Genomic DNA, 25,465 nt, shown 5'->3' with positions numbered 1-25,465 from the left:
CCCTACAGCGTTTAAGGCACCTTTTATAAGGTGTCTTTTTTGTTATATTTTCATCAAAAACCCTTTACTTTATAGCGTTTTAATAGTAAAATATAAATATACGAACAAATGTTCTTTTTATTTTAAACGTACATGAAGGGATGATTTTAACAATGGCTCCATTAAAGCGCAGAGGAAGAAAAAAGCAAGCACCTATTATTTCAAATACAGGCTTTATCGGCTCTGTCTTTATTGATACATTGGAGTTACAAAAGAAATCCTATTATTTCGCTCGTAAAAAACTTCAAATTGTTCATCACGTATTAGATGGTCTCTCTGGAGCAACAAGTGCTTTATTTAAAGAACATAACATTTCAGCATACATGTCATGTGTGTATTTACATAAACAAAAGAAAATTGGCTTTGTTCTTTCAACGAAACCATTTGAACAAAGTGATGGCGTTTCTTATTTTGTCAATTATTTAATCGAAAAGAATTTTTACGGCGGCCATGACGAAGATGTAGAATATCAAGAAGTATTTAATACAGGTTTTATCGGTGTAGTATTCGCTGATTTATCTAGTATAGATCGCTTTAATTTCGAGTTTGAAATGGGTATGCTAACGAAATTAATGAAAGATATGATTATTCCGGTTAAAGAACTCTTTTTACGCCATAATGTACCGGCTTACATCTCCACTTCTCATTTAGAAGAACAAAACAAATTAGGTTTCGTTCTCTCTGTAAAGCCATATGACGAACGCGCTGAAGCAGATTTATATTTTGAAGCATATTTAAAAGAACGAGGATTATTTATTGGTGATGAAGAAGATGAAATTGATAAGATCGTTATTAGAAAAACAGCTGAATTACGATAGAAAAGCGCAGGATTCTAATCCTGCGCTTTTTAAGTTACGTTAAACACTATAATCTTTTGAATAAATTTCTAAATTTAACTTATTTGCTAAAATTTTATTCAAAATAAAAAATACAATCCCCCCTGCAATGGGAAGCGTATAGGCTGGAATAAAATTTAATAATAGTCCTGATATTGCAAGTGCTATTGGCTGCATTATTTTACCTAAGCTTAATCCAATACTAAGAACTCTTCCTCTATATTCTTCAGGAATCTCATTTTGCATGAAATACATTAAAGGAATATCAATTTGTGCTATCATAAATCCTAAAAAGAACATAATCATGCAATACGTAGTAACATATACCAAATTATTTACTACAATAGATTTAAATAAAACAGGTATTCCTGAAACTATCATAAAAATTGCCAACATAAAACTTATTTTCTTCAATAGATAAGAATAAGAAAAACAATCAGTTATCTTTTTTACTAATATTGCACCAACTATCATACCTATCGGAAAAGTCCCTTGAATCATACCAAATTGCTTAGAACTAAGATTGAGAACTGTGTTAATAATGTATGGCAATGGAACAGTTACAGCAAAGCCTAAAAAGAAATTAAGTGAAATTAAAATACTAAAAGTATTTTTTAAGCTTTTCCGCTCCAATAAGTAAGAGTATCCCTCCTTTATATCTTCAATAAAATTAATTTCTCTAATTGAACATTCCTCATTTATGTTTTGCTCGCACAATTTAAAGTTTATAAACAATATGGATATAGCCGAAAGGATAAATGAAATGCCGTTAATAATGATAAAAGTTTTTATATCAAAGACTGCAAAAACAATGCCCCCTAACATAGGCCCTAAAATTAAAGATATAGAATCGATAATTTTACTTATAGAATTAATACTCATTAACCGTTCTTTAGTAACCATATTCGGTTTTACGGCCTCTAATCCTATTCCAAAAAACGTTGTAAATACTGTCATAAGAAAGGTAGTAGTATAAATAATGAATAAGTTTAATCCATAATAGTTGCTTAATATATAAACAGTTATTAATAAGCACCCGCTTAATACATCCATGCAAACGACGAGTTTCTTTTTATCAACCTTATCAGCAATGACACCAGCAAATGGATTCATAACAATCATTGGAATTGTTCCTAATATGAGCGTAATCGCAAAATTTAACGCAGATCCGGTTATTTGTAAAACATACAATCCTAATGCAAAACTATAAATAGAGCTACCGAATAGTGATACTGTTTTTGCAATTGAATATAAACAAATATTTCTTAGTTCTTGGTTTCTTTTTTTATTTTCTATATGTAATCGTAAACTTCCCATCACTTTCCCCTCACTTTTCTTTGTATTACATAAAGTGTAAATTCTCGGGTTAACCCAATATCAATACACTGTGTTTAAAAATTACTACAAAGAAATGAAAAAAGATGGGGTTAACCCCGTGCACATCAACTGAAGATATTAGTGCATCCTACAACGATAAAAAATAAAATGATTAATAAGATCACATGTACAAATGCAAATTTTTTATTGAAATCTAAAAAATAATATGGTATCTTCTATTACGTTGATTAATTACATATGAGAATCATGTATAACTCCAAGAATATGGCTTGGGGGTCTCTACCAGGAACCAACAACTCCTGACTACAAAATGCGTCTTTTAGCGTTTGTAGTCAGGAGTTTTTTTTGTTCTACGGTAAATAATGCAGAGAAGGGAATATAAAAAATGAATTTCAAAGTATTTATATTAGCTTTAGCAACGATAGCGGTAGGTCTTGTAGAGCTTATCGTTGGAGGAATATTGCCAGACATCGCTAAAGATTTTAATGTTTCATTAAGTTTCGCTGGTCAATTAATTACAATTTTCGCCTTTACTTATGCAATAGCAGGTCCTGTATTATTGATTTTCACAAGTAAAGTGGAAAGAAAAAAATTATATATTATTTCACTTTACATTTTTCTAATTGGTAATCTACTTACTTATTTTAGTCCGAACTTTACTTTTATGATGATAGCAAGAATTTTAACTGCTATGAGTACTGCTTTAGTTGTAGTACTTTCCCTAACAATTGCAGCTAAAATTGTTAATCCCGCTTATCGAGCAAAAGCATTAGGATTAATTTATATGGGTATTAGTTCTTCACTTGTACTAGGAGTACCACTAGGCATATTAATTTCAAACACATTTGGCTGGAGAATTATTTTTTTATGTATAGCTATTTTATCATTGGGGTCTATTATCTTAATTTCAGTATTTTTAGATAAAATACCTGGAGAGGAAAACCGAACTCCTTTATCTATCCAATTAAAGGCCGTTTGTAGTCTTAAACTAGGATCTGCCCATCTAGCTACCATGTTTATGTTAGCAGGACACTATACTTTATATGCTTATTTTACTCCTTTTTTAGAAAATAAGTTTCACCTAAGCCCTTATTGGATTAGCATATTTTATTTAGTGTTTGGTATAGCTGCAGTAAGTGGCGGAGCGTTTGGCGGTGTATTATCAGATAAAATAGGCGCTCAAAAAAGTATTGTGATAGTTATTACTCTATTTGCTCTAATCTTATTTATATTACCGTTTACGGCAGTTTCTATTATCCTATTTATTCCTGTTATGATAGTTTGGGCTGCATTGAGTTGGGGGCTTGCACCACCTCAACAAAGTTATTTAATCCAAACTGCCCCGGATACGTCAGATATACAGCAAAGTTTTAATAATTCAGCCCTACAAATAGGAATTTCACTCGGCTCTGCAGTTGGAGGTATAGCTTTAAAACAAGTACATAATGTCGCCAATATGGCCTGGGTTGGTGGATCTCTAGTTCTATTGTCTTTAGGTTTGGCTATCTTTTCTCTTACTAGACATACATCGACAAGAGAGTGTCATGTGAGTGCTAAACATGTAGATTAACATACTCTTTGTCTTTTAATCGCAAAGAGTATAAATATAAATCGTCAAAAAAGTCCAGTTATAAAACCGGACTTTTTTTGACGGGATTGCCCTTATCTTTTTCCGAAAAATGAATATGTATAAATTTCTTCTCCTTGAACAAAGAAATCCTCGTACTTTCCTCCTCGTGTCAAATAATTTGAAGTACTTTCATCAATCGATTGAAACTGTAAACTTTGGATTTCTTTCGTTACTTTTACAGATGTAAAATTCACTCTGAGTCTAGGTGCAATTTGGCTATTTATACTAAATTTATTAAATAAAATAAACGAACTTAATAAATAACTATTGTGTTTAAAAAAGGAATTTAATTCGCACAATAAGAACTCCTCATGTTCAAAACTATAATTACTTGTACCTGATTGATCAATTACAATATCAATAGAATAATTCTGAATAGGTATGTTTAGAAAATCGGCACAGATAAATACAATATTTCTTTTCACATTTCTTCTCTCAATTACATCTTTTAAAAGTAAAAGTTTATTCAAATCTCGATCAACAGCAATATATAAACACTCTTCCGGTAGTTCTTCATAAATATTTCGTAAAAAGAACCCAATACCAGATCCTAAATCAAGTAGTATTTTTTCATTTAAATCTAGTTGCATTAGTTTCTTTTTCGCCCATTCTCCTCCTCTTTGAACATTTTCCAAAAAAGCAGTATCAGTTTCATGGATATAATCCGAAATAGAATCTTCAAGTGATGTCTTTTCACACGCTTTCAATGAGTTGCCAGCTGTTAAAACCCCTGAAATAATCGCGTATTCTTCACCACAATTACAAATTAACTTTCCCTCAATAATTTGATTTTTATTGATAATGCCATCTTCAAGAATTAAATTTCCGTTACACTTAACACATTTAAATAAATGAAGTACTTTTAAATCTACCCCTAAAATTGAACTCGAAATTTCAGTTTCTATAGATAAATTATGTAACACTTCCTTTAATTTATCCCGCCTCTTCCCCAAAAGCTCTATTTCCTGTTCCATCTTGTCATATTTCAATTTAAATAAAGATTGGTAAAAAGTATCATTTTCGTAATTCATAGATTTCGCTAAATTTTTATAAAAAAATAGTTCTTTAATTTCATTCAAGCTAAATCCTAGATCTTTGTAATGTAATATAAGTTCTAAATCTATTTGACAATACTCATCAAAAAAATAATGCCCTCCCCTTTTTTCAGGAATAATGAGACCCAGGTCCATATAATGTCTAATTGTATCAATACTTATGTTATTTAATTCTCCAAATTTACCTATTTTCATAGCATCACTACCATTTATATATTTTTTTATATAGATTTCTATTTTTATATTTAAAAACCCTTTAAACTTTCGAAACAACATTATTTACGTTATGTATGGGATATTTGAATGCCACATATTTTATAGGTGTATAATCCTTTTATTTAATTAAATTTCCATCGCATAGAATATACAGGAATTTACAACTTAATATAGAACATAAAAAGGAGCAGTTTATATTCTAAATTAGGGGACATACATACGGAATGAGGGATTAGAAAATGAAAATTGCAATAGTCTGTTTTGATAACTTTACTGATATAGATGTTTTTCTACCATGGGATTTATTAAATCGTGTACGTTTAGTTGGCGGTATTTCTGATTGGGACGTTCAACTATTAGGAACGGGAAAAACTCATATATCCATGTCTGGCTTACGTATTCCCATGACAGGAAGCATATCTGATATTCCGTCTGCTGACGCTGTAATATTTGCAAGTGGTAAGGGTGTACAAAATTTATATAAAAATCAAGAGTATCTGAATAGCATTCATGTAGATCCTCAAAGACAATTAATAGGATCTATGTGTTCTGGTTCATTACTACTAGGAGCTAAAAAATTACTAACAGGTAAGAAAGCCACTACATATCCGTCCGTAGTAGAACAGCTTAAAGAATTTGATGTAGACGTTATTGAACAAAGTTTCGTAAACGAAGGAAATATCTCGACTGCTGCAGGCTGTTTTGCTGCTCAAGATCTCTCAGCCTGGATTATAAGAACCCTAATCAATGAAGAAATGGTCGATACTGTTCTAGAAACTGTTCAGCCAGTAGGCAAAGGTTTATATTTTTAATTTCAAATCAAGTTGAGGGATTGGTTGCTCCTCAAAACAATAAAATGAGCCTTTTTGTTTGATGGCGACGTGATATGCCTCCAATTTCAATTTAATTAAATAAAAAACCCGTGAATTATTCACGGGTTTTCCTCTTAATAACTAATTGCTATTGTACCTTCACCTGCATGAACCGCAAATGAAATTGGTAATGGATATAGTTTAAAGTCCATTTCAGGGAATGCTTTTCTAATATCTGAAATCCATTCCTCAGCTCCATCTTTATCGTTAGCATGGAACATATGAAGTACTTTTGGTAATTCTTTTTCGAGTTCATTTTTAATGTATTCTCGACATTTTTGGATTTTGCGAACTTTCTTTTCAAGTAAAAGCTCTCCACCTTTTACTTCTAATATTAAGTTGACACTTAATAAACTTCCAAGTAAAAATTGAACTCCCTTTACACGTCCACTTGCGTAAAGGCCTTTTAAACTTTTCGGGAATACGTGGAAAGGTCTTCTTTTTTCATCTACTAATGTTTTGTGTATATCTTGTAACGTCATACCATCATTGTATAACGATTTCGCTTTTCTAATTAGTTCATCCATTGGATAACTTGTTGTTTCACTATCCAATACCGTTAATGGGAAACCTGCCATGTCTGCAGCTAACTTCATGTTTTGATAAGTTCCACTTACTTTTCCGCTAATAGCAACTGCAAATCCCTCTTCATATTCTTCTTTGCATTTCGAAAATAACTCTACCATTTCCCCTATGTTAGGTTGTGATGTAGTGACAGTTTTACCTTCGTTTAACGCATTATAGACGCGCTCACGCACACCTTCTTCACAATCTTTGTACGACACACCATCAATAATAACTTCAATTGGAATAACAAAGTTATCTCCTTCTGTTTTAAAACTCGCAGTTGTACTATCAGTAATCCAAGCAACACGCTTCATGTTGTTCCTCCCTTAATTCAATTCCTCTTTTCTGACTTTTCTATATATTTATGTTACGAAAAGAGAATATCCCTGTAATAGTAACAGGACTTTATTGTTTTGGCTATAGTAGATGCATATTAAATGTGACTATTTCTTGTCTATTTCACAAATAAAAAAGAAAATCAAGGAATTTGCTCGATTTTCTTGTTATCATATACTATTTAAAAGTTTCATTATCTAAAATTACAACATAATCATTCGTTAATCGGCCAGCTTCTTTTGTATAACTAACAAGCCTTTGTATATTATCACAGCAAAGTTTCGCTCCCCATACGAGTAACGGTACGCCGATGAAGTCGATGTGAAATCTTCTAGAAAACAGACCACCGAAAGTCATTGGTAAAGGCACTGTTGGTGATGTATTAGAAAAAATAATCTTTTCATGACTTTGATAATGTTTTTGCAAAATCTCTCCTAAATGTTTCATCGCAGGTACAACGACTTTTGATGCACCACATCCAATTGTATAAACCGGATTACCATTTTCGTCTATTCCATGAAAAATGATTTTGCCCATATCTTCTGTTTTCAATTTATTAAAGTAATCTACATTCAAAATTTCTTCTTTCGTTAACTTGCGATCCGTTGGTAATTTATTTAAATGATAAGCTGCAGCAAGTGAAGTTGAATGTGTTCCGCCAAAATCTGTATAAATGAATATCATATTATCATCCCTTGTTGTAAAAGTTCAATGTTATTTAGTATTACCGTTCACGGCGCTGTTAAACAATGGATGAATACTTTCATGTTTTTTGTATTAATTCATTATATTTTTTCCAAATATAATATCGTTTACTAATTACAGTACCTAATGTGATACATAAAAAGGTATTTGTTACAACCATTAATGTATAGTGAGTACTGCTAGAAAACATACTTTGTTTAATCAAAACCTTCGTACCTAGAATGGCAAGTAGAATAGTTGTACTTAACCAATTTCCTTTTCGTAATACATGACCTGTTTCACTATCTAATCGAAATGTTAAAACTTTTCCCCTAATCATTCCAAGACCCAATCCAATCCCCAGCATTACAACGAATAGTAATACTTTCAATATAGTTAATTGTCCCATATGAATAATAGACTGGATTGTCGCAAAGCACAGCAAAGTCGGAATGAACCAAATACGATTAATATTCACTTTATATTCTTTACCTTGCATTAATATCATTATAAAAACAACAAGTAGAATAACAAATAGAATATCCATTTAGAGTCCTCCTATTTACTTGTTTACATTTGAAAATTATATTCGCTTCTTTTCATTCCATACTTTAAATATACTAGCTAATAAAAATTATAAAATATAGAATGTGATTTCCCATCAGTTTTAAGCATTGTTTATGCAAAAAAGACGTACAAATAAATAGTACGTCTTTTTTGCATTTATTAATGCGTTCATAAACTCTTTTAACCTTATGAAAAAGAGTTTTCTAATTCTTTCATTATCTTTTCAGGACCCGCTCCTTTATTTGACGGAATAACTACTGTAATACCTAAGCCTGGATATACGGCTGAGCGAAAACTGACTCCTGGATCATATCCCATTACATGATATTTGAATATCTTGTTTTCTCTTGTTTCAATCCATATTCCATAGCCGTAAGACTGATTATTATTTACTTGCATATGAGGAGTTAAAAGCATGTTTGTATATTCTCGGCTTATGATTTCATAGTTAAATAACGCTTCCCAGAATTTCAGCATGTCTGGCGCAGTAATAAAAGCACCACCATCAGAACCACCTTTTATTGGTATAGAGTAGGCGTTTGTTCTCCAATTTTGGTTAATTTCGTCTTTTATATATCCTAAAGCTGTGTGTCTTGGTAAACTATCTAAAGAAAAATAGCCAGAATCATTCATACCAATTGGATTGAATATGTTTTTTTCTATATATTCCGTAAATTCAAATCCTGTCTGTTCTTCGATTATTAATCCCAGTATGATAAAACCTGCATTATTGTAGTGAAACTTACTTCCAGGTGCAAACATCATATTTCTGCTTTGGAATAATGGTAAGAAGTCTTTTAAATTTTTTAATAGATACATAGGAGTTTGTTCCCAAAGATCTTCGAAGTTATCCATAATACTTTCATCAAAATAATCTGGAATACCCGAACTATGCGTCAAAAGGTGATGTATTGTAATATCTTCATTGAAGTTTGGAAAGTTTATACGTAAACACTCTTTTAACTTTGTTTGAAAAGTAATTATCCCCTTCTCAACAAGTTGACAGATACCGATAGCAGTGAATATTTTACAACCGGAGGCAATTCCGAACCTTGTTTGTAGCGTATTATTTATACATTCATTGCGATTTGCGTAACCAAACGCCTCTTCATAGACTAAGCCTTTTTCTTCTTTTACTAAAATTATCCCAGAGAAATCTATATGCTGATGCATTTCTTTTACAATGCTGTCTATTTGATCTTTTGTTTTCATTACAAAAACCACCCTCGTTTATCAATATTGTTCACCCTTCTTATATTTCCATATATAGGAGGGTAAACCCTCCAATTGAATACCGTAAATCAAAACCAAGATTACTATTTTGAATTGATTGACTCAGAGGAATGCACTTTAGAATGTGAGGGCAATAAAGTAAATACACACAATATGATAGTTATAAGCAGCATTACCAATGAGCCTACAATAACCACAAGTTGTATAGAAATAAATTGAGTTGCAACTCCGAACAAAATCGTAATTAAAATGGTGATGCCAGCAATCACAAGCCCATATATACTCCCAATCCGTCCCATGATATGGACAGGGACATTATTTTGATAAAAGGTATAAAATCCTGTGTTTGCATACGCCATAGAGAAAGATAAAATAAAGAATCCAATAGCAGCTATTAAAAATACATTTGAAAAAGCATAAATTAAATAACCAATTGTAATGAATAATGATCCTATTCCAATTAGAAGTGAAGGTGCTAATTTCTTTGACAAAATTGTATTTGTTATGGCACCTAAAATAAATCCTGCACCAGCTATACTAACTAGAAAACCATATTCACTATCTGTTAGTAGTAATACCTCTTTCGCAAACGATAGTTCAAGTGAATCAGTAGCGGTTGCTAATACGAACATACTTTGAAATAAGAAGTACACGCATACGACATACACATGTTTTCTACTAAAATTTATAACAGTGTTCCAATCTTTTTTTAATACTGTAAGAGATAATGTATTACTTGTTGTATCCGAAGCTTCTTTCTTATCAAGATTAGGTAAAAGTAATGTAATGAATCCTGATAACAGAAATGCTATAGCATTTATATATATAGCAATCTCTGGTGTACTCGCAATTAATAAAACCCCTGCTATCGCTGGACCAATTAAAAATGCACCAGATCCTATTAAACTACGTAATGAGTTGAAACGTTGTCTTTGTTCTACTGGAATTAATTTCGTCATATACGTCATAGCAGTTGGCTCATAAATTGCACTGGCCATACTTATAAAGAATACAAATACATAAACAATCCAAAGTGACGGAAGTAAAGGTAAAATAGCGATAAATAACGCACGATATATATCGAGGTGAATCATTAATTTCCGTTTATTTAAACGATCAATCATACTCCCAGACCAAGCGTTTGTAAATAAAGTGGCTAATGGTTTTATTACATATAAAGCAGCAACAGCTAAGGCTGATCCGCCCATATGATAGACAAGTACATTCAATGCTATTAAGTAAATCCATGCTCCTAAATTCGCAATACCAACACCGGACAGTAGTAATAAAGGATATTTCCAATCTTTAAGAAAGTTTTTCATTTTTGGCCCCCGCTTTCCAAATTGTTTTAAAACAATAAAAAAATCCCACCCCCAAGACTTTTAATCTTAGGGACGAGATTTATCATCGCGGTGCCACCCTAGTTTGTTAATATGTCACCATATTAACCTTATCAGGTACTGCATTCTAACTCATGCTTATACCATAGCTCTATAACGGGAGCTCCCGTCACACCATCCCCTAATAATAGGTTCCGATGCGCTGCTCAGAGGCTTGGTTCAATAAAGAATTTTTACTCCTTTTCAGCTAAATGGAGCTCTCTGTGAAAAATTCATTTTATTACTCTTCTCTTCACTGCATTTGATTTTTTCCATATTATCACAATTATTTTTAACTGTAAATAAAAAATAATCAGATATTTATATTTCCGTCATTTTTGCTTTACGACCAATTCGACATACGAAACGCATTAGCTTTTTATGAAGATAAGGAAATAAAGTAAAGAATACGTCCATCGTTTTTTTTAATGGCATTGGACAAATTACTAATTTATTTTTATGAATAGCTTTCAGTGCAATTTCAGCAAACTTGTCAGCTGAAATTGGCTTATTTGTTTTTAGTTGTTTTATAATGTGATTCTTATTCATATTAATTGCAATTGATTTTTTAAATATGGGTGTATCTACAAAAGTTGGACAAAGCACACTTACATTTACACCGTATTCTTCCGCCTCATAATGTAATGAAGTTGTTAAACCTACGATAGCATGTTTGGTTGTTGCATACGCGGTACAAAGGGGAGCTGGTCCTAAACCAGTTGCAGAAGCAGTATTAATGATATGACCAAATCCTTGTTTTTTCATGAATTGGTAAGCCAATTGTGTTCCGTAAATTACTCCTAATAAATTTATTTCAATAATATGTTTCCAATCATCCAAAGACATATCGTATACTTCTCCATACATAGCAATTCCTGCATTATTAAACATATAATCAATTCTACCAAACTCATTAACTATTTTTATAATAAGTTCTTCTACGGATCCAGCGTTAGTAACATCTAAATATTCGAACCTAGCTAGTTGATTATTATTTTTTATATTATTCACAAGGTTTTGGCCACAGGCTTCATTAATATCAGCGATAATTACAAATATATCTTTATTTGCTAATTGAATGGCTAAAGCTTTACCAATACCAGAAGCGCCGCCAGTTATAATTGCGACTCTTTGCTCATCCATATAAATAACCTCCTGTTGTTTATACATATAATGAAAACGGACGAGTGTAAGGATTTGAACAATCGTTCTAATTCGCGTGTCACGCTACATATATTTGTTTGAAATAGAGAGTAAAAAAATTTTAATAGCTTCTTCAAATAAAACTTCTAATTTCTCCATTTCAATTGAATGAATGAATTGACATAATCCACCTAGCCATGAACCTAATAAAAGGCATGAACCCTCAACATTTTTCATATAAAACTCACCACTTTTTATACCTTCATCTAAAATTTGTTGATATGCCTTTAAAGGGACAACAGCTAAACCATAAAGTTGTTGAACTGTAGAAGGATTCGTGCTCGGATCAGAGGCAAGTTCTTGCCCCGCTCTTAATAACGGCGTTTTGTAATTATAAAGTACAAATTTAGCCATTCCATATAATTTTTCAGTTGCGTTTGTATACTGTTTTTCTGCCATTTTCCATTTATCATGCCAGTTTTTCATACTGTCTTTAGCTAAATAAACAAATAATTCTTCTTTATTTTTATAATGATAATATATATGTCCTTTACTATAACCAGAGGCTTTAGCAATGTTATCAATGGAGGTTTTTGTATACCCTTTTAAGGAAAATAACTCTATCGCTTTTTCTCCTATTATTTCTTTGGCTAAATCACTATCATATCGTCTTTTATTCAATGTAGACTCCTTCCATCGTTTAATACAAAAATTGAACAATCGTTCTAATTTCAATATATGTAAGTTTTTTTGTTTTAGTAACTGTTAAGTATTTTATTTATTATTTTTTCTAAAAAATACGGTGCGTGAAATTACTCATAAATTTTTAAAAAAGAACCTATTGGATATAGGTTCTTCAACAAGTTTGAATTAATTCGTATTCGCCTCTGTTAACGGTTGTAACGGCGGTTCTAATTCTAGTTCTAGTGTATCTCCTTCTTGTAAATTTTGTCCTTTTTCAATACTTTGGCTCGTTACATAACCTGTACCAGAAGTTTTCAAATCTAATTTCAAAAGCTTAGAGAAATACATAATATCACGCATGGACCAACCTTTTACATTTGGCATTTGTGCGTTATTCCCTAATAAAAATATACGATCCCCTTCACTCATGACCTCGCCAGACTGTGGATATTGTTTTATTATTTTTCCTTCTCCTAAAATTATTGGCTGTAGCTTCTCTTTTTCTACACTTTTCTCTGCTGTACCCATCGATTGATTTACATAATTTTGTACTTTTAATTGAGATTGCTTCGTTGCATCAGCTATTTGTTTTTCTGTATACGGTTTCACCTTTAAATATTCAAGGCTGTTTTTTATAACAGGTTTAAATATTTCAGCAAGAGGCTGAGCTCCATACTCATCTCCTTTTAACTTTGGCTGCTTAATAGCTAAGTATACGATTAACTCCGGATCATCAATTGGAGCCATTCCTAAAAAGGAGAAAATGTAATTCTCTTTCCCTTCCATATATTGGCCGTTTTCAGGATTCGGTATTTGTGCTGTTCCTGTCTTACCTCCAATTGGATAACCATCCACTTTATACATTGTACCAGTTCCTTTTGAAGATGTTATAACACGCTCCATTAAGCTTCTAACCTTGTCCGCTGTTTCTTTTTTTATCGGATTCCCAATTTCTTTCGGTTGATTTTCCATAATAACTTCTTTATTTGTTGGATTTACAACTTTATCAACGATATATGGTTGCATCATTTTCCCGTCATTTGCTATAGCAGTAGCCGCTTGGATTAATTGAATCGGAGTTACTGTAGAACCTTGACCGAAAGAAGTTGTAACCTGTTGAATTTGCGTATTTAATAATAAAGTATTTTTACTTTCTCCAGGTAAATCTATTCCTGTTTTTTGATTGAATCCAAATTTATTCATATATTGCTTAAATTTATTTGGTTTCAGTAACTGATCTTCTAAAATAGAAAAAGCTACGTTTGATGATCTTTCAAAACCTTCATCAAATGTAATTGATCCCCATCCAAATCCACCATTATGATCTTTTATATCAGAGGAACCAACGGAATATTTTCCAGATTGAAAATATTCTTTTCCGTTATATACACCTTCATTAATGGCAGCTGCTAACGTAAAAACTTTCATAGTTGAACCTGGTTCATATGCATTTGCAATCGGATCATTTAAAAAGTATTCGATATCACCTACATTAGGATTGTAACTAGGCTTACTAGACATCGCTAAAACCTTTCCTGTTTTTGGATCAGCAATAATGCCAATTAACATAGAAGGATCATAATGCTCTTGTGCTTTGTTCATCGCTTCTTCTAAAAAGCTATTAATTTGTTTATCAAGCGTTAAATACACGTTATTCCCATTTTTAGCAGGTTCTACTTTACCTATATCATTTGTAAGCGGAATCCCCCTTCGTGTACCCACATATTCTATATTCCCGTTTGTCGAGCGCAAATATTTATCCAAACACTTTTCAAGCCCAAACTTCCCTTCCGTATTCCCTTTATCATCTGGTCTAGCAAAACCCAGTATATAGGATGCAAAGTCTTCATTCGGATACACTCTTGCTTTTTCCGACATAAAAGATACACCTGGTATTTTTAAATCATTAATTTTTTCCTTCTTTTCCCTAGATAAGTTCCGACCAATTTTCCCAATTTCAACTTGCGTACGCCCTTCATGAAAGTTTTTTAATACTTCTTCTTTATCAATTTCAAGCGCATCGGCTAATTGTTGTGCGGTTTCATCTTTATTTTTCACTTTATCTTTTCCTTTTAAATTCACAACAACTCGATACGTTGTAGAATCTTGTACTAACACCTTTCCCGTTTGGTCATAGATAGTGCCACGATTCGCTTCTAAAACACCTTTTTTATTATGTTGTTCATCCGCGAGGTCCTTTACATTTACATTATGCACGACTCCTACTGCCTGAATATAGACTATACGCAAAATCATAATAAGAAACAAAACAATAAAAGCAATCATCATATATCGAGCGCCTTTATTCGTTTGAAGTTTTTGCATACTTATCTCCTCTCTTTTGGAATGGATTCGTACGAAGATGCGTTTTATAATTTGTAGTTTTTGTTTACGATACTATATGTTTCGAAGTTTTCTTTTTAATTCCTTTAAAACAATACGAAACTAACTGTTGTTATTTTGTGTCATTATTTTATATATATTAAATACGGTGCGTGAAATTTCAGAATATTAATCAGTACAACTTGATTACAGAGCACTCTACACTCTTTTCGTATTTCCTATAAAAAAGTTCCCCTCTGGATGTCCAAAGGGGAACTTTTTATAAGAAAATTACGTGATATGATTATATTTCGCTAAGAAAGGAATTCGTCTCGCTACTAATGCATACATTTTGAATACAAGTTTCGCTATTGGTTCAAACATACGTGTACTTTGCATTACTAAAGCGCTCGTAATAAGCGTTAAGAATGCTGCACCAAGTATATCTAAAGGATAATGAACACCTACGTACATACGTGATATACCGACTAGCACTGCCCATAATAGCGCGATATATTTCAGTTTTTCTCCTCTAAGAATAAATACGAAGGCGATTGAAAATACAAGTACAGAATGATCGCTAACGAATGATGAATCTGCTGCGTGTGGCACTAATTGGTGTACATCATGTGATACGAACGGACGCGGATGGTAATATACTGCGTGTATAAGAACATTTACTACTAATGCAATAATAACCGAAAGCGTCGTATATAAAACTGTATATTGTTTTCTAATTGCATTCTCTTTCTTTCCATTATTAAACCATAAGATAAGCATAAATAGAACGGCTACGTATGCAGCGCTATTTGTAATAGCAACCATTATCGTATCAAATAGTTTGGATGAATCAGCAAAATTATTAAACCACCGAAATACTGTGTAATTCATAATACTCTCTCCCTACTTACAAGTGTTCTTGATTTACACAGTATACAATACCATTATGAAAATGGGCTTAAACTTTTCTCATCTAATTCTCATTTTACTATTGCTCATGTGACAATTATAAAACAAATTTTATACGCTATTTATGTATAAAGTTCGTAAACCTTTATAATAAGGCGATTCGTATTTTTTTCATGTTTGGAATACATAACATGTTCATTTAAATATACTAATTGTAAAATCATATTTTTTAATTCATTTGAAGTACAATATTTCCGAATTGTTCTCCACGTTCCATACGGCTTAGTGCTCGAATTGCTTCTTCTAACGAGTAAACTTTATCAATAATTGGTTTAATTTGATGTTTTTCTATAAACTTTATCATCTCATTAAATTCCTCACGGCTACCCATGGATGTTCCCATAATATCAATTTGATTGTAAAATAGCGCGCGTAATGGTAATTCAATTTTATCTCCTGAGCTTGCACCAAAATTCACGATTCTTCCGTTTGGTTTTAATACATCAAAATATTTCAAAAAAGTTGCTGGACCTATACTATCTATTATTAAATCTACTTTTTCACCTTGTAAGCTCTCCCCCCAATTTCCGGCACTATGAAAAGAAATATCTGCACCATATTTCGCAGCAAGTTCCCTTTTATTCTCTACCCTTGAAGTAACACTCACTTTTGCGCCAATTGCTTTCGCGAATAACATGGCAAATGTAGCAACACCACCGCCTATTCCCGGAATTAAAACGTGTTCGCCGCGCTTCAATCTACCTTTAGTAAAAAGCGCTCTGTATGCAGTTAATGCGGATAAAGATAAAACACCTGATTCTTCCCAAGTAAGATATGACGGCTTTTCTACAACATTTTCAACTGGTACAATTACATATTCAGCAAACGTTCCATCTTTCGGCCCACCTAGCACTTCCGGTAACTCCGGTACTTCAGTAGCATGTTCCCATCCAATACTAGGATTAATAATAACTTCTGTATGTAGTGTAATATTTGAAACTCCTTCTCCTATTTCTGTAACAATTCCTGATCCATCTGACCCTATTACTAATGGTAGATCCATTTCTTTTCTATTATTTATAATAAATAAATCCCTATGATTTAACCCGGCAGCTTTTAACTTTACTTTTACTTCACCTGCACTAGGACTTATCTTAGGTGAAAATTTATATCCTACTCCCTCTAATCCTTTTTTATATTGATGTACAATAGCTTTCATTGCTTAATTCCCCCTTAATATTTCCAATGTACTAGAAATATCAAAATAAATAAAATAGTTTGCCTCCAATAATTAGAAATTATATATTTAGTCATGAAAAAACAAAAAATCCCCTCCCTATAAAAAGTGTAGGAAGAGGTTTCAAAACTAGTTAGATAAGAATCTATAAATTCATTGAGTTCTAGCCAATTCTAATATTTTTCGAATAAACGGCGCTTTTGCCTTTGTATATGAAACACGATCAAAAGCATATGTAATAGCAAGTATCTCTTTTAATTCTCTATATTCTTTACGTGCCCATTCATGGCTTATTAGAAAGTCACGAAATAAAATATTGTTCCTCCATTCGTCACTATTATAAATATAAACATGCAAATGATGAGTACCCGCTCTCCACTTTCCTTTTCTAAAAAAACGCCAATTGGTTGCATCTTTTGGAACATACTCATATCCAATTTCCGATAGAACTTCAATCCACTTTTCAGTTATTTGCAGTTCTGTTACGCCAATCATCATATCAATAAGAGGTTTAGCTCCTAATCCTTCTACTGCTGTGCTTCCTATATGTTCAACAGCAATTATTTCTTGTCCTAACAAGGAACAGAATTTCTCTTTTTCTTTTATATACTCTTCAACCCAGTCTTTTTGATACGGTTTAATAACAATTTGTTGATCCATTGTATTCACCTCTTTATAAGTATTTATCATTATATTTATAAAATTCAATATTGTTAGCATAGGATTTCCATAAAATATGTCGAATAGTGGAATGTACAACTTAATTATATTAAATGTGAGGTAAGCTATGAAAGATAATTCCGTCGAAATTCAGTTAAATAGTGTAACATTCCAATTAAAAGAATATCATAATTTTGATTGGCTTATTAAATTAGGGACCGTATTTGCAGTTTTTGACCAGCAAGACTCAGGTAATATAAGTTTTGGTGTAGAAAAAGATGGTCACAAGAAATTTATCAAATACGCAGGAGCACAAACAATTGCATATGAAGGAACAACGGGTGATGCTATTAAAAGGCTAAAAAATTCAGTTACTATCTATGAAGATTTAAAGCATGAATCGCTCATAAGACTAATTGATCATTTTCCAGTTCAATCTGGATATGTATTAATTTTCGATTGGTTTGATGGTGAATGTCTTCATTCGCATTGGAGTTTCCCACCTCCTGAAAAATATAAAAATCCAAACTCACCATTTTATAAATTTAGGCATTTATCTGCTATAGAACGAATTCATTCCTTACATTCCATTTTTTCTTTCCATACTTATGTAGAAAAGAAAAACTATGTAGCAATAGATTTTTATGACGGTAGTATTTTATATAATTTTAATACAAAAGAAACAAAAATTTGTGATATAGATTTATACAGTAAGAAACCTTACATAAATAAAATGGGCCGGCTATGGGGTTCCTCCCGTTTTATGTCACCAGAGGAATTTGAACTAAACGCAACAATTGATGAAAGAACAAATGTATTTAATATGGGAGCAATGGCTTTCTCACTTTTAGGCGGTGAAAAAGATCGTTCTTTTATAAAATGGAAAGCAAGTAAGGAATTATATGAGGTAGCGTATCGTGCTGTAAATAAAAATCGTGCAGAACGTTATGCATCAGTTACAGCATTTTACGAAGCGTGGTTAAAAGCATCTAATGCAGAAAAGATATAACCCTAAATTATTAAAAGAAATATAGAGTTTATACTATTATCATGTAAATTAAAAATGGTTTTATGAGCGTTTCGTACTAGTGTGTTCTAATTTATTATGGCTATTATTGAGGAAGACATATCAGCGATAATTTATGTATATTTTGTATAAGTGTTAGCAAGTTCGTTTGCAAACTTGTTAGCACTTTTTGTTTAAATAATTCACATATTCTTTCTTTACATACTGATTATATTTCCAATTGTGTACTAATGTGTGAGTTTAACTCCCCATATTTTAAACAAAATGGATGGTACAGGGTGATGACAATATAAGTATTTCTTTTTCCTACTATTGCAATTTTTGAAAAGGCCTTTTCTCTCATATCAGGCTCTTTTATTTATTAAAAAAAGATTATTTTATATAGATTACTATAAGCATCCATAAAGCCAAAGCACCAATGATAGCGAGTACTATACGTGTTGATAGTATCCTTACTTCAAAGTCTGTTTTCTTAGAGGGTTCAGGATATGCAATTATGTAAATTCCTTTTAATAATGCAAGCCATGCAATAACCGTTAGGAATCCCTGCCAGTTGAATACCCATACATTATGTAGAATTACAGTACCTAATCCTAGGAAAATCGATAGAAAACCATACATAATACCAAACCCTCTGTCTTCAACCACTAATTTTTTTAACTCACGTAGCACCGATGGACGGACGAAAAGTATTCCCGATACGATAACCGTCATCCACCCCCAGAACAGCCCTAAAAAAGTACTAGTTTCCATTATTATTTCACTCCCCTCAATTATATTTATATTTCAGATATTCCTTCCTTTAGAACAATTCCAGCACTTTTATGTGTAGGTTAAAGTCTGCTCTTTTTTAATACAAACATTCCGTATTCAATGCCCATACTTAATCACACCATTTCTCTACAAAATGAAATTTTTATTAATCTTCCTCACCTCCGTAACAGTTATATAATTCCTAGCATTCTTCCGACTTACTATTCTACTTTGATACACTGGTCTTGTATAAAAACGAACTGTTGCAGGAAGTACGATCATATACTCAGCGTACTCCTGTATAGTTCCAATCCATAGAGATGATTCACTTTTATAAACGACGTACTCCTTTACGTTCAATGTTCATTCTTCCTTTTGATTAAAATAGCACTTTTATTAAAAGTTTCTATCTTTACATCATTCCCTATCCGCTTCTACTGTGCCAAAGCTTGTACTATTTGCATACGCTATTAATAAGGAAGAAGATAGGAGGTTTAAATAGAATGTCTTGCATTATCACAGGATTAACTCAGCCACTTTGTTTAACTCTTATTTATAATATTTCTAACGGTAAACTTGTATTCTCCTCCGTTGAGTACGGATCACGTTCACTATCAACAGAATTTGATTATGATAGTAAGAATCTAGTTATTAGAGTGCCATTTACTGGTGAAGGTACACTTGTATTTAACAATAATTTCGAAGCAAGTTGTGTCACAACGAATATAACTCAACCTTAATCAAATCTATTTATTCTTAGGGAAAAGTAGAATTATACTTCTATTCCCCCCTTCTCCCTCCTTTAATAATGTAAAACTCGCATTGATAATTCAAATAACGTTTTTGTTTCAAAATTGCACCATCATAAAAAACATACATACAATATGATGTGAACCTTTTTTTCAATATACATTTTAGTCATAGGGCGCTTTTTTATTACATTTATGAAACATTCATATGTTATCTTCAGTACGTTCTTTTCTCTTTATAATGCCGTGTGAGATATGCTCAGATTTGAAGCCCTAGACCCCCTAAATCTAGGACTTCTCTATTCAAATAACGTTTTTATTTAAATTTAATCCCCCCCTTTATCCAAATAGATTCAAAATTATCTATTTAACATATATAATACTTTTAAACAATTTAAATTCTATACATAAGTAATGGAGGCTTTAAAATGGGGAGTGTCCCAAATTTAACACCACAACAATCAATCTCAAAAAAACAAATTAACCCTAATAAGAATCAACAAACGAATAAAAAACTAAGACGTCGTCTGTTATTAGCACTTGCTTTTATGCTACCTATGGTTATTTCCATTCAAATCTGCATTTACAAACAAGAAGATATGATTCAAGAAAAACAAATTACACTTAATAAAGAAAAGAAAAAATTGTCTGAATTAGAACTAATAGGACGTTATTTTGAAAACGATGTTAAAACTTTAACAGAGAGCGAAGAAGGTATTTTAAAGTTCGCAAGGAAACTATATGGATTCTCCAGACCTAATGAAACTATATTTCAAATAGCTGAATAACTTTTCAATACATAAGCAATTGTCATGAGTCAAGGAGTGAATTAATGATCATCGCTTTTTATCAAAATTCTATCAAATAACTATTTTATTAAAACATTTCACCTTTTAACTGGACAAGCATATATTATTGTATGGAGTCATCCACTCATAGAAATCTACCTTTCTTGTCCAAGAGCACATATATTGTGCTCTTTTTTATGCCCAAATAACTATTTTATTATGTTTCCTAACTTACAGTAATGTCCTTAAAAAAACATTCATATATATTTATCAGATGCATTTTAAAATCCCAGAGTATCAAATACTTTTAAGAGTTGACTGACCAACAATATTCGACTTATCTTTAAAAACTTATTAAAAATAACTTAGATACAAAAAGGCTACGTTTTATATAGGATAAAAAATTATCTTACGCAAAGGAGCTTGATTATTTGTGAATTACCAAAATGATAATAACTCTAACATTCACAAACCTTGCACTTGTCCATCCCCCACGGCTAACAGTTTAAATGTTGTTCAAACTACCCCATCAATAGTCTCTGTAAATTCTGCGATTCCACTAGATACCGTGGTAAATTCTAATGGTACGGCAATCTCATTCACACCACCAACAACTGTTTTACTTGAAGGTGGAAGAACCTATTTGGCAATCTATGAAGTGCAAGTTATCATTCAACCAGGAGGTAATTCGGCAGGTATCACTATGTATTTGAATAATAATCCAATCATTGGCTCTGGTACTTCTCTGGGATATACTGCAGGATTCACTTCTGTATCAGCACCCGCTATTTTCACTACACCTTTAGGTATAACAAGTACTCTTACTGTTAATGTAGGACCATATTCTAATACATTAAATACATTGGGCTTAACTCTTGCTGTTGTAGCATTAACATAGTAAAATCTAATACTTTCTAAAATAAAATTCTTTGTTCTTCGACCGCCATTTTGGGTTAGCCGCTAAGAAACCGCTATAACTACATATAAAAAAATATTATTTGGATCGATAGTACTGGGTGACTCGGCTGACAGAATTGCTGAGTCACCTTTTTTTCTAAAATAACGCTTTTGTTGATTTTATAAAGTGAAACTTTAATAATTGGTGGGGTGTTTATCCCCACTTATTATTAGTTGAACCAATGGAGCTTTTATTGGCAGTTGATCCCTCACTTAACTTCTTTGCTTCCGCTGAATTTTGAGGTGGGGATCTTACTACCCGTTAATGCGGGATAAATTTAATAGCTTGTATATTTTACTTTGTAACTTTCATTTCTCCTCCTATGATTACAATCTTTATTAGTAATTAAGCATTGATTATACGTCCCCTAAGAACATCTCCATTTTGTTTACATATACTTTGAAGAAAAAAACATTAAACATATACCCACAAACATTTTAAACATAGTTGCTAAAATAATTTATCTAGACTTACCTAACATTTATTTTTTAAAAAGGAGGTTACTTATGAGATATAATCAAAAATCAAACTCACCAAATCCTTGTGATAAATTCCAGCAGCCCTGCTTTATTTCTATATCCCCTTGTAATCAAAGTAATTGCTGTACACCTGTTTTTCTCTCAAGTTCTCAACAACAAGAATTATTACAAATAATAAGCCAATTAAATCAAGCTATTCTTTCTTTTTTCACAACACCAAATTCAACAACTATAGAAATACTCCAATCTGCATTACAGGCATTAAATAATTTATTAATAGCAGTACAACCAAGTACACCAAATAGAAATTTAGTCATAAGAACTATAAATCAATTAATCAATTCCTTACCTACTGCATCTCTCACTCAAATCTCAGCGTTACTCCAATTTCTATTCCAAAGCTTGTCTTCACTTATCAGTTGTTCAAATATATCAGACCCCTTATTACAGCAAACATTCAACCTAATTTTACAAGGAATCTTGAATAGTTCGTTATTGAGTAACATCGGAACGCCAGGGCCGACTGGAGCAACAGGACCTAGAGGAATTCCTGGACCTAGAGGAGCTCAGGGGTCTCAAGGTGTGCAAGGCATTCAGGGACTTGAAGGACCGGAAGGGCCGGAAGGCCCTCAAGGTGTGCAAGGCATCCAAGGGCCTGAAGGACCTCAAGGACCGGAAGGACCTCAAGGTGTAGAAGGGATTCAGGGACCGGAAGGGCCGGAAGGGCCTCAGGGACCTCAAGGTGTGCAAGGCATTCAAGGACCGCCAGGGCCACCTGGGCCGACTGGTTCGGGAACCGGAATGGGAATTCCTGGACCACCTGGACCGACTGGACCTCAGGGTATACAAGGGATTCAAGGACCGGAAGGACCGGAAGGGCCAACTGGACCTCAGGGTGTGCAAGGCATTCAAGGGCCTGAAGGATTAGAAGGACCGACTGGACCTCAAGGTGTGCAAGGCATTCAAGGGCCTGAAGGATTAGAAGGGCCGACTGGACCTCAAGGTGTGCAAGGTATTCAGGGGCCGGAAGGACCACCTGGGCCGACTGGAGACTGTGAGTGTCCACCTGGACCACCTGGGCCGACCGGGCCAACCGGACCACCTGGACCTGGATGTAATTTCCTTGTATATGTTACTAACGCAGGAGCAATCGATGACCCTGCAGATGATACAGTATCAGTGATTAACACCGCAACAAATACAGTAGTCGCTACAATTACTGTAGATAATGCACCTCTTGAAGTAACAGTTTCACCCAATGGGGCTCGTGCTTATGTTACTAATATTTTTTCCGATACCGTTTCCGTTATTGATACTGCTACTAATACAGTTATCACTACCATCCCTGTTGGTATCGCTCCGCAAGGAATAACTGTTTCTCCAAACGGAGCCTTTGCATATGTTGCAAACGAATTAAGTAACACAATTTCTGTTATTAATACTGCTACTAACACAGTTACCGCTACCATTCCTATTGGCATTCGCCCTAGAATAATCGTTTTCACACTAGATGGCACTCGTGCGTATGTCACGAATCAGAACAGCAATACTGTTTCTGTTATTAACACCGCTACCAATTCCGTAATTAATACAATTAACGTAGGTACCGAACCTGTTGGTATAGATATTACACCAGGTGGAAATCTTATTTACGTTGTAAATAAAGTTAGCAATAATGTTTCGGTAATAAATGTGGCGACAAATACTGTGATTGATACAATTCCTGTTGCTTTATCCCCTGATCAGGTAACTATCATACCTGATGGCACTCGTGCCTATGTTACAAATCAAGGTAGTAATACTGTTTCTGTTATTGATATTGCCACGAATACTGTTATCACTAATGTCCCAGTAGGTTTCGCTCCAACAGGAATAGCAACTGGAACTATTTGTGAATAAAATGAAAAACAAACATAGTTTTTATTAAGATCGATAGTATGTGATATTCTTTCTTTCATTACCTTCAAACAATCAGAATGAACCTCTATATTCTCTTCTTTTTTATCTTAAAGAACCTGCTAAGCAGTTAGCTGTTGTCAGTCGCTCTTTTTCTATAAAATTCAAATTTTATAGAAATTAATCAACTTACATTTTTAGGGTTTCATGATGATTATTACCTATAAAATCATTACCCTTACAAAAAGAGTTATGAACCTTTCCACTCATGGCTCTTTTTTATTACGAATTTGACTAGCTTCACGACTAAATCTCTCTGAGTATCTTATTGCTAATTTAGTAATATTCATTCGAGTGATATCTTCTAAGGTATATCCCATAATTTAAAAATAAGAAAAGCCACTTATCTAAGTGGCTTTTCTTATTCTTAATAGACAAAATTAATTTAAATTCATCATTTTCTTCACACTATTTTTAAAATGAACATAATTATGTTTTTCTACTAAACGGCCTTTTACTCCAATCTGCAGATAAATTATTTAACAAGAAAAATGTATTTGGAACTGGTAATGGAAACCTCGCAGCTTGAAAATTTGTAAGAAGCGGAGATGCAATAACGCCATCTATGGTACTACCGGCTTGGACTTGCACCATATCTCCTGCATTCAATTGTACAATGGTAGAAACTGTTACTGCATTTAAAAGCCCAGTATTTCCACCAAAAAAGCTATCATCTCCTGCTATTAAAGCACTGTTAACTGTTATAAATACTTCCGTCACATAATTTAGAGTATGATCAGTAGGACTAAAAATTATAGTAGTAATAATTAAATATACTCCATCTTGTTGCGGTATAAATGTTGATACACCATCATATTCACCATTTAAATCGAATTGTGTAGTTTCAAATGTTACTATAGACAGTGTATTAGCAGTAACGGACTGATCAGTAGATTTGAAAGCTCTGAATGCAGATTCAAATCCCGTTGGTAGAGTAAATGAAGAAATCGGTGGCAATGTCGGTCCTATTAAACTCGAATCCAGTGAATCAGCAGATGGATTTTTAGAGTTTAATCCTTCCCATTTCTTTTTCCTCTCCATATATCTC

The 25,465-nt window shown here is 32.8% G+C and carries 24 protein-coding genes, 1 riboswitch and 1 other annotated feature; of the genes, 8 read left to right on the top strand and 16 right to left on the bottom strand.

Annotation, left to right across the window (positions count from 1 at the left end; genetic code table 11):
• Nucleotides 1-152 precede the first annotated feature (152 nt).
• Nucleotides 153-857 (top strand): hypothetical protein, encoded by a 705-nt coding sequence (locus tag MKY21_RS13325; RefSeq protein ID WP_044797680.1) that lies wholly within the window; start codon nt 153-155, stop codon nt 855-857.
• 39 nt (nt 858-896) lie between these two features.
• Here the strand turns inward: MKY21_RS13325 and MKY21_RS13320 are convergent, their stop codons facing one another.
• Entirely contained in the window at nt 897-2,192 is a 1,296-nt protein-coding gene (locus MKY21_RS13320; protein ID WP_044797681.1) for an MFS transporter, read from the bottom strand.
• A gap of 247 nt (nt 2,193-2,439) precedes the next feature.
• Nucleotides 2,440-2,539: riboswitch (purine riboswitch) on the top strand.
• A 59-nt stretch (nt 2,540-2,598) separates the two neighbouring features.
• On the opposite strand from MKY21_RS13320, the gene MKY21_RS13315 reads away from it, so the two are divergent.
• On the top strand, nt 2,599-3,783 hold the full coding sequence (locus MKY21_RS13315) for an MFS transporter (protein WP_341076488.1): 1,185 nt from the start codon (nt 2,599-2,601) through the stop codon (nt 3,781-3,783).
• Between the two features lie 92 nt (nt 3,784-3,875).
• Here the strand turns inward: MKY21_RS13315 and MKY21_RS13310 are convergent, their stop codons facing one another.
• Nucleotides 3,876-5,093 carry a methyltransferase domain-containing protein gene (locus tag MKY21_RS13310; RefSeq protein ID WP_341076485.1) on the bottom strand — a complete coding sequence of 406 codons (1,218 nt, stop codon included), beginning with the start codon at nt 5,091-5,093 and terminating at the stop codon, nt 3,876-3,878.
• 260 nt (nt 5,094-5,353) lie between these two features.
• On the opposite strand from MKY21_RS13310, the gene MKY21_RS13305 reads away from it, so the two are divergent.
• Nucleotides 5,354-5,926, top strand: a complete 573-nt coding sequence (locus MKY21_RS13305; protein ID WP_000684442.1) for a DJ-1/PfpI family protein — start codon at nt 5,354-5,356, stop codon at nt 5,924-5,926.
• 134 nt (nt 5,927-6,060) lie between these two features.
• Here the strand turns inward: MKY21_RS13305 and MKY21_RS13300 are convergent, their stop codons facing one another.
• From MKY21_RS13300 to MKY21_RS13250, 11 genes are all read right to left on the bottom strand, one after another.
• Nucleotides 6,061-6,867 carry a DegV family protein gene (locus MKY21_RS13300; protein WP_016118012.1) on the bottom strand — a complete coding sequence of 269 codons (807 nt, stop codon included), beginning with the start codon at nt 6,865-6,867 and terminating at the stop codon, nt 6,061-6,063.
• A 199-nt stretch (nt 6,868-7,066) separates the two neighbouring features.
• Entirely contained in the window at nt 7,067-7,573 is a 507-nt protein-coding gene (locus MKY21_RS13295) for a DUF3189 family protein (RefSeq protein ID WP_044797683.1), read from the bottom strand.
• A 79-nt stretch (nt 7,574-7,652) separates the two neighbouring features.
• On the bottom strand, nt 7,653-8,120 hold the full coding sequence (locus MKY21_RS13290) for a DUF1453 family protein (RefSeq protein ID WP_000353195.1): 468 nt from the start codon (nt 8,118-8,120) through the stop codon (nt 7,653-7,655).
• A gap of 206 nt (nt 8,121-8,326) precedes the next feature.
• Entirely contained in the window at nt 8,327-9,352 is a 1,026-nt protein-coding gene (locus MKY21_RS13285) for a serine hydrolase domain-containing protein (RefSeq protein WP_000849938.1), read from the bottom strand.
• A 104-nt stretch (nt 9,353-9,456) separates the two neighbouring features.
• The gene (locus MKY21_RS13280) at nt 9,457-10,695 is read right to left on the bottom strand and encodes an MFS transporter (protein ID WP_206904760.1); all 1,239 of its coding nucleotides are present in this window, start codon (nt 10,693-10,695) and stop codon (nt 9,457-9,459) included.
• Nucleotides 10,696-10,760: 65 nt separating this feature from the next.
• Nucleotides 10,761-11,018, bottom strand: a binding site (T-box leader).
• A 55-nt stretch (nt 11,019-11,073) separates the two neighbouring features.
• The gene (locus tag MKY21_RS13275) at nt 11,074-11,895 is read right to left on the bottom strand and encodes an SDR family NAD(P)-dependent oxidoreductase (protein ID WP_000344372.1); all 822 of its coding nucleotides are present in this window, start codon (nt 11,893-11,895) and stop codon (nt 11,074-11,076) included.
• An 84-nt stretch (nt 11,896-11,979) separates the two neighbouring features.
• Nucleotides 11,980-12,576, bottom strand: a complete 597-nt coding sequence (locus tag MKY21_RS13270; protein ID WP_001042683.1) for a TetR family transcriptional regulator C-terminal domain-containing protein — start codon at nt 12,574-12,576, stop codon at nt 11,980-11,982.
• Nucleotides 12,577-12,765: 189 nt separating this feature from the next.
• The gene (locus MKY21_RS13265; RefSeq protein ID WP_341076476.1) at nt 12,766-14,904 is read right to left on the bottom strand and encodes a penicillin-binding protein; all 2,139 of its coding nucleotides are present in this window, start codon (nt 14,902-14,904) and stop codon (nt 12,766-12,768) included.
• A gap of 288 nt (nt 14,905-15,192) precedes the next feature.
• Nucleotides 15,193-15,792, bottom strand: a complete 600-nt coding sequence (locus tag MKY21_RS13260) for an undecaprenyl-diphosphatase (RefSeq protein WP_016118006.1) — start codon at nt 15,790-15,792, stop codon at nt 15,193-15,195.
• A 247-nt stretch (nt 15,793-16,039) separates the two neighbouring features.
• Nucleotides 16,040-17,029, bottom strand: a complete 990-nt coding sequence (locus MKY21_RS13255) for a zinc-binding dehydrogenase (RefSeq protein ID WP_016118005.1) — start codon at nt 17,027-17,029, stop codon at nt 16,040-16,042.
• 171 nt (nt 17,030-17,200) lie between these two features.
• Complete coding sequence (locus tag MKY21_RS13250; protein WP_000372688.1) at nt 17,201-17,707, bottom strand: GrpB family protein; 507 nt, start codon at nt 17,705-17,707, stop codon at nt 17,201-17,203.
• 127 nt (nt 17,708-17,834) lie between these two features.
• Between MKY21_RS13250 and MKY21_RS13245 the strand changes: the two genes are divergently transcribed.
• On the top strand, nt 17,835-18,716 hold the full coding sequence (locus MKY21_RS13245) for a protein kinase domain-containing protein (RefSeq protein WP_000654549.1): 882 nt from the start codon (nt 17,835-17,837) through the stop codon (nt 18,714-18,716).
• 390 nt (nt 18,717-19,106) lie between these two features.
• Here the strand turns inward: MKY21_RS13245 and MKY21_RS13240 are convergent, their stop codons facing one another.
• Together MKY21_RS13240 and MKY21_RS13235 are read right to left on the bottom strand one after the other, a co-directional pair.
• On the bottom strand, nt 19,107-19,487 hold the full coding sequence (locus MKY21_RS13240) for a hypothetical protein (RefSeq protein WP_000450248.1): 381 nt from the start codon (nt 19,485-19,487) through the stop codon (nt 19,107-19,109).
• A 147-nt stretch (nt 19,488-19,634) separates the two neighbouring features.
• Nucleotides 19,635-19,847, bottom strand: coding sequence for a hypothetical protein (locus tag MKY21_RS13235; RefSeq protein WP_001101128.1), 213 nt, complete (start codon nt 19,845-19,847; stop codon nt 19,635-19,637).
• 143 nt (nt 19,848-19,990) lie between these two features.
• Between MKY21_RS13235 and MKY21_RS13230 the strand changes: the two genes are divergently transcribed.
• The 4 genes from MKY21_RS13230 (at nt 19,991) to MKY21_RS13215 (ending at nt 24,360) form a co-directional block, all read left to right on the top strand.
• Complete coding sequence (locus MKY21_RS13230; RefSeq protein ID WP_001277642.1) at nt 19,991-20,227, top strand: hypothetical protein; 237 nt, start codon at nt 19,991-19,993, stop codon at nt 20,225-20,227.
• 437 nt (nt 20,228-20,664) lie between these two features.
• A complete protein-coding gene (locus MKY21_RS13225) occupies nt 20,665-21,024 on the top strand; it encodes a septum formation initiator family protein (RefSeq protein ID WP_016118004.1) in 360 nt (119 codons plus the stop codon).
• Nucleotides 21,025-21,457: 433 nt separating this feature from the next.
• A complete protein-coding gene (locus MKY21_RS13220; protein WP_001109248.1) occupies nt 21,458-21,922 on the top strand; it encodes a hypothetical protein in 465 nt (154 codons plus the stop codon).
• Nucleotides 21,923-22,488: 566 nt separating this feature from the next.
• Nucleotides 22,489-24,360, top strand: a complete 1,872-nt coding sequence (locus MKY21_RS13215; RefSeq protein ID WP_341076473.1) for a YVTN family beta-propeller repeat protein — start codon at nt 22,489-22,491, stop codon at nt 24,358-24,360.
• A 486-nt stretch (nt 24,361-24,846) separates the two neighbouring features.
• On the opposite strand, the gene MKY21_RS13210 is transcribed toward MKY21_RS13215, so the two are convergent.
• Nucleotides 24,847-25,458, bottom strand: coding sequence for an exosporium leader peptide-containing protein (locus MKY21_RS13210; protein WP_098783463.1), 612 nt, complete (start codon nt 25,456-25,458; stop codon nt 24,847-24,849).
• Nucleotides 25,459-25,465: the final 7 nt, after the last annotated feature.

Origin of the sequence: Bacillus sp. FSL R9-9497 (assembly GCF_038005805.1) — a bacterium.
Taxonomy (GTDB): domain Bacteria; phylum Bacillota; class Bacilli; order Bacillales; family Bacillaceae_G; genus Bacillus_A; species Bacillus_A cereus.
The sequence above is the reverse complement of the archived record's forward strand: the minus strand, read 5'-3'. Positions and strand labels throughout refer to the sequence as shown.

Bases quoted from the DNA above. Each gene is read 5' to 3' on its own strand.
- MKY21_RS13255 (WP_016118005.1), bottom strand. From the start codon at position 17,029: ATGAAAGCTATTGTACATCAATATAAAAAAGGATTAGAGGGAGTAGGA.
- MKY21_RS13315 (WP_341076488.1), top strand. From the start codon at position 2,599: ATGAATTTCAAAGTATTTATATTAGCTTTAGCAACGATAGCGGTAGGT.
- MKY21_RS13240 (WP_000450248.1), bottom strand. From the start codon at position 19,487: ATGGAAACTAGTACTTTTTTAGGGCTGTTCTGGGGGTGGATGACGGTT.
- MKY21_RS13300 (WP_016118012.1), bottom strand. From the start codon at position 6,867: ATGAAGCGTGTTGCTTGGATTACTGATAGTACAACTGCGAGTTTTAAA.
- MKY21_RS13265 (WP_341076476.1), bottom strand. From the start codon at position 14,904: ATGCAAAAACTTCAAACGAATAAAGGCGCTCGATATATGATGATTGCT.
- MKY21_RS13295 (WP_044797683.1), bottom strand. From the start codon at position 7,573: ATGATATTCATTTATACAGATTTTGGCGGAACACATTCAACTTCACTT.
- MKY21_RS13290 (WP_000353195.1), bottom strand. From the start codon at position 8,120: ATGGATATTCTATTTGTTATTCTACTTGTTGTTTTTATAATGATATTA.
- MKY21_RS13210 (WP_098783463.1), bottom strand. From the start codon at position 25,458: ATGGAGAGGAAAAAGAAATGGGAAGGATTAAACTCTAAAAATCCATCT.
- MKY21_RS13230 (WP_001277642.1), top strand. From the start codon at position 19,991: ATGTCTTGCATTATCACAGGATTAACTCAGCCACTTTGTTTAACTCTT.
- MKY21_RS13310 (WP_341076485.1), bottom strand. From the start codon at position 5,093: ATGAAAATAGGTAAATTTGGAGAATTAAATAACATAAGTATTGATACA.
- MKY21_RS13225 (WP_016118004.1), top strand. From the start codon at position 20,665: ATGGGGAGTGTCCCAAATTTAACACCACAACAATCAATCTCAAAAAAA.
- MKY21_RS13285 (WP_000849938.1), bottom strand. From the start codon at position 9,352: ATGAAAACAAAAGATCAAATAGACAGCATTGTAAAAGAAATGCATCAG.
- MKY21_RS13305 (WP_000684442.1), top strand. From the start codon at position 5,354: ATGAAAATTGCAATAGTCTGTTTTGATAACTTTACTGATATAGATGTT.
- MKY21_RS13320 (WP_044797681.1), bottom strand. From the start codon at position 2,192: ATGGGAAGTTTACGATTACATATAGAAAATAAAAAAAGAAACCAAGAA.
- MKY21_RS13325 (WP_044797680.1), top strand. From the start codon at position 153: ATGGCTCCATTAAAGCGCAGAGGAAGAAAAAAGCAAGCACCTATTATT.
- MKY21_RS13250 (WP_000372688.1), bottom strand. From the start codon at position 17,707: ATGGATCAACAAATTGTTATTAAACCGTATCAAAAAGACTGGGTTGAA.
- MKY21_RS13275 (WP_000344372.1), bottom strand. From the start codon at position 11,895: ATGGATGAGCAAAGAGTCGCAATTATAACTGGCGGCGCTTCTGGTATT.
- MKY21_RS13215 (WP_341076473.1), top strand. From the start codon at position 22,489: ATGAGATATAATCAAAAATCAAACTCACCAAATCCTTGTGATAAATTC.
- MKY21_RS13245 (WP_000654549.1), top strand. From the start codon at position 17,835: ATGAAAGATAATTCCGTCGAAATTCAGTTAAATAGTGTAACATTCCAA.
- MKY21_RS13260 (WP_016118006.1), bottom strand. From the start codon at position 15,792: ATGAATTACACAGTATTTCGGTGGTTTAATAATTTTGCTGATTCATCC.
- MKY21_RS13280 (WP_206904760.1), bottom strand. From the start codon at position 10,695: ATGAAAAACTTTCTTAAAGATTGGAAATATCCTTTATTACTACTGTCC.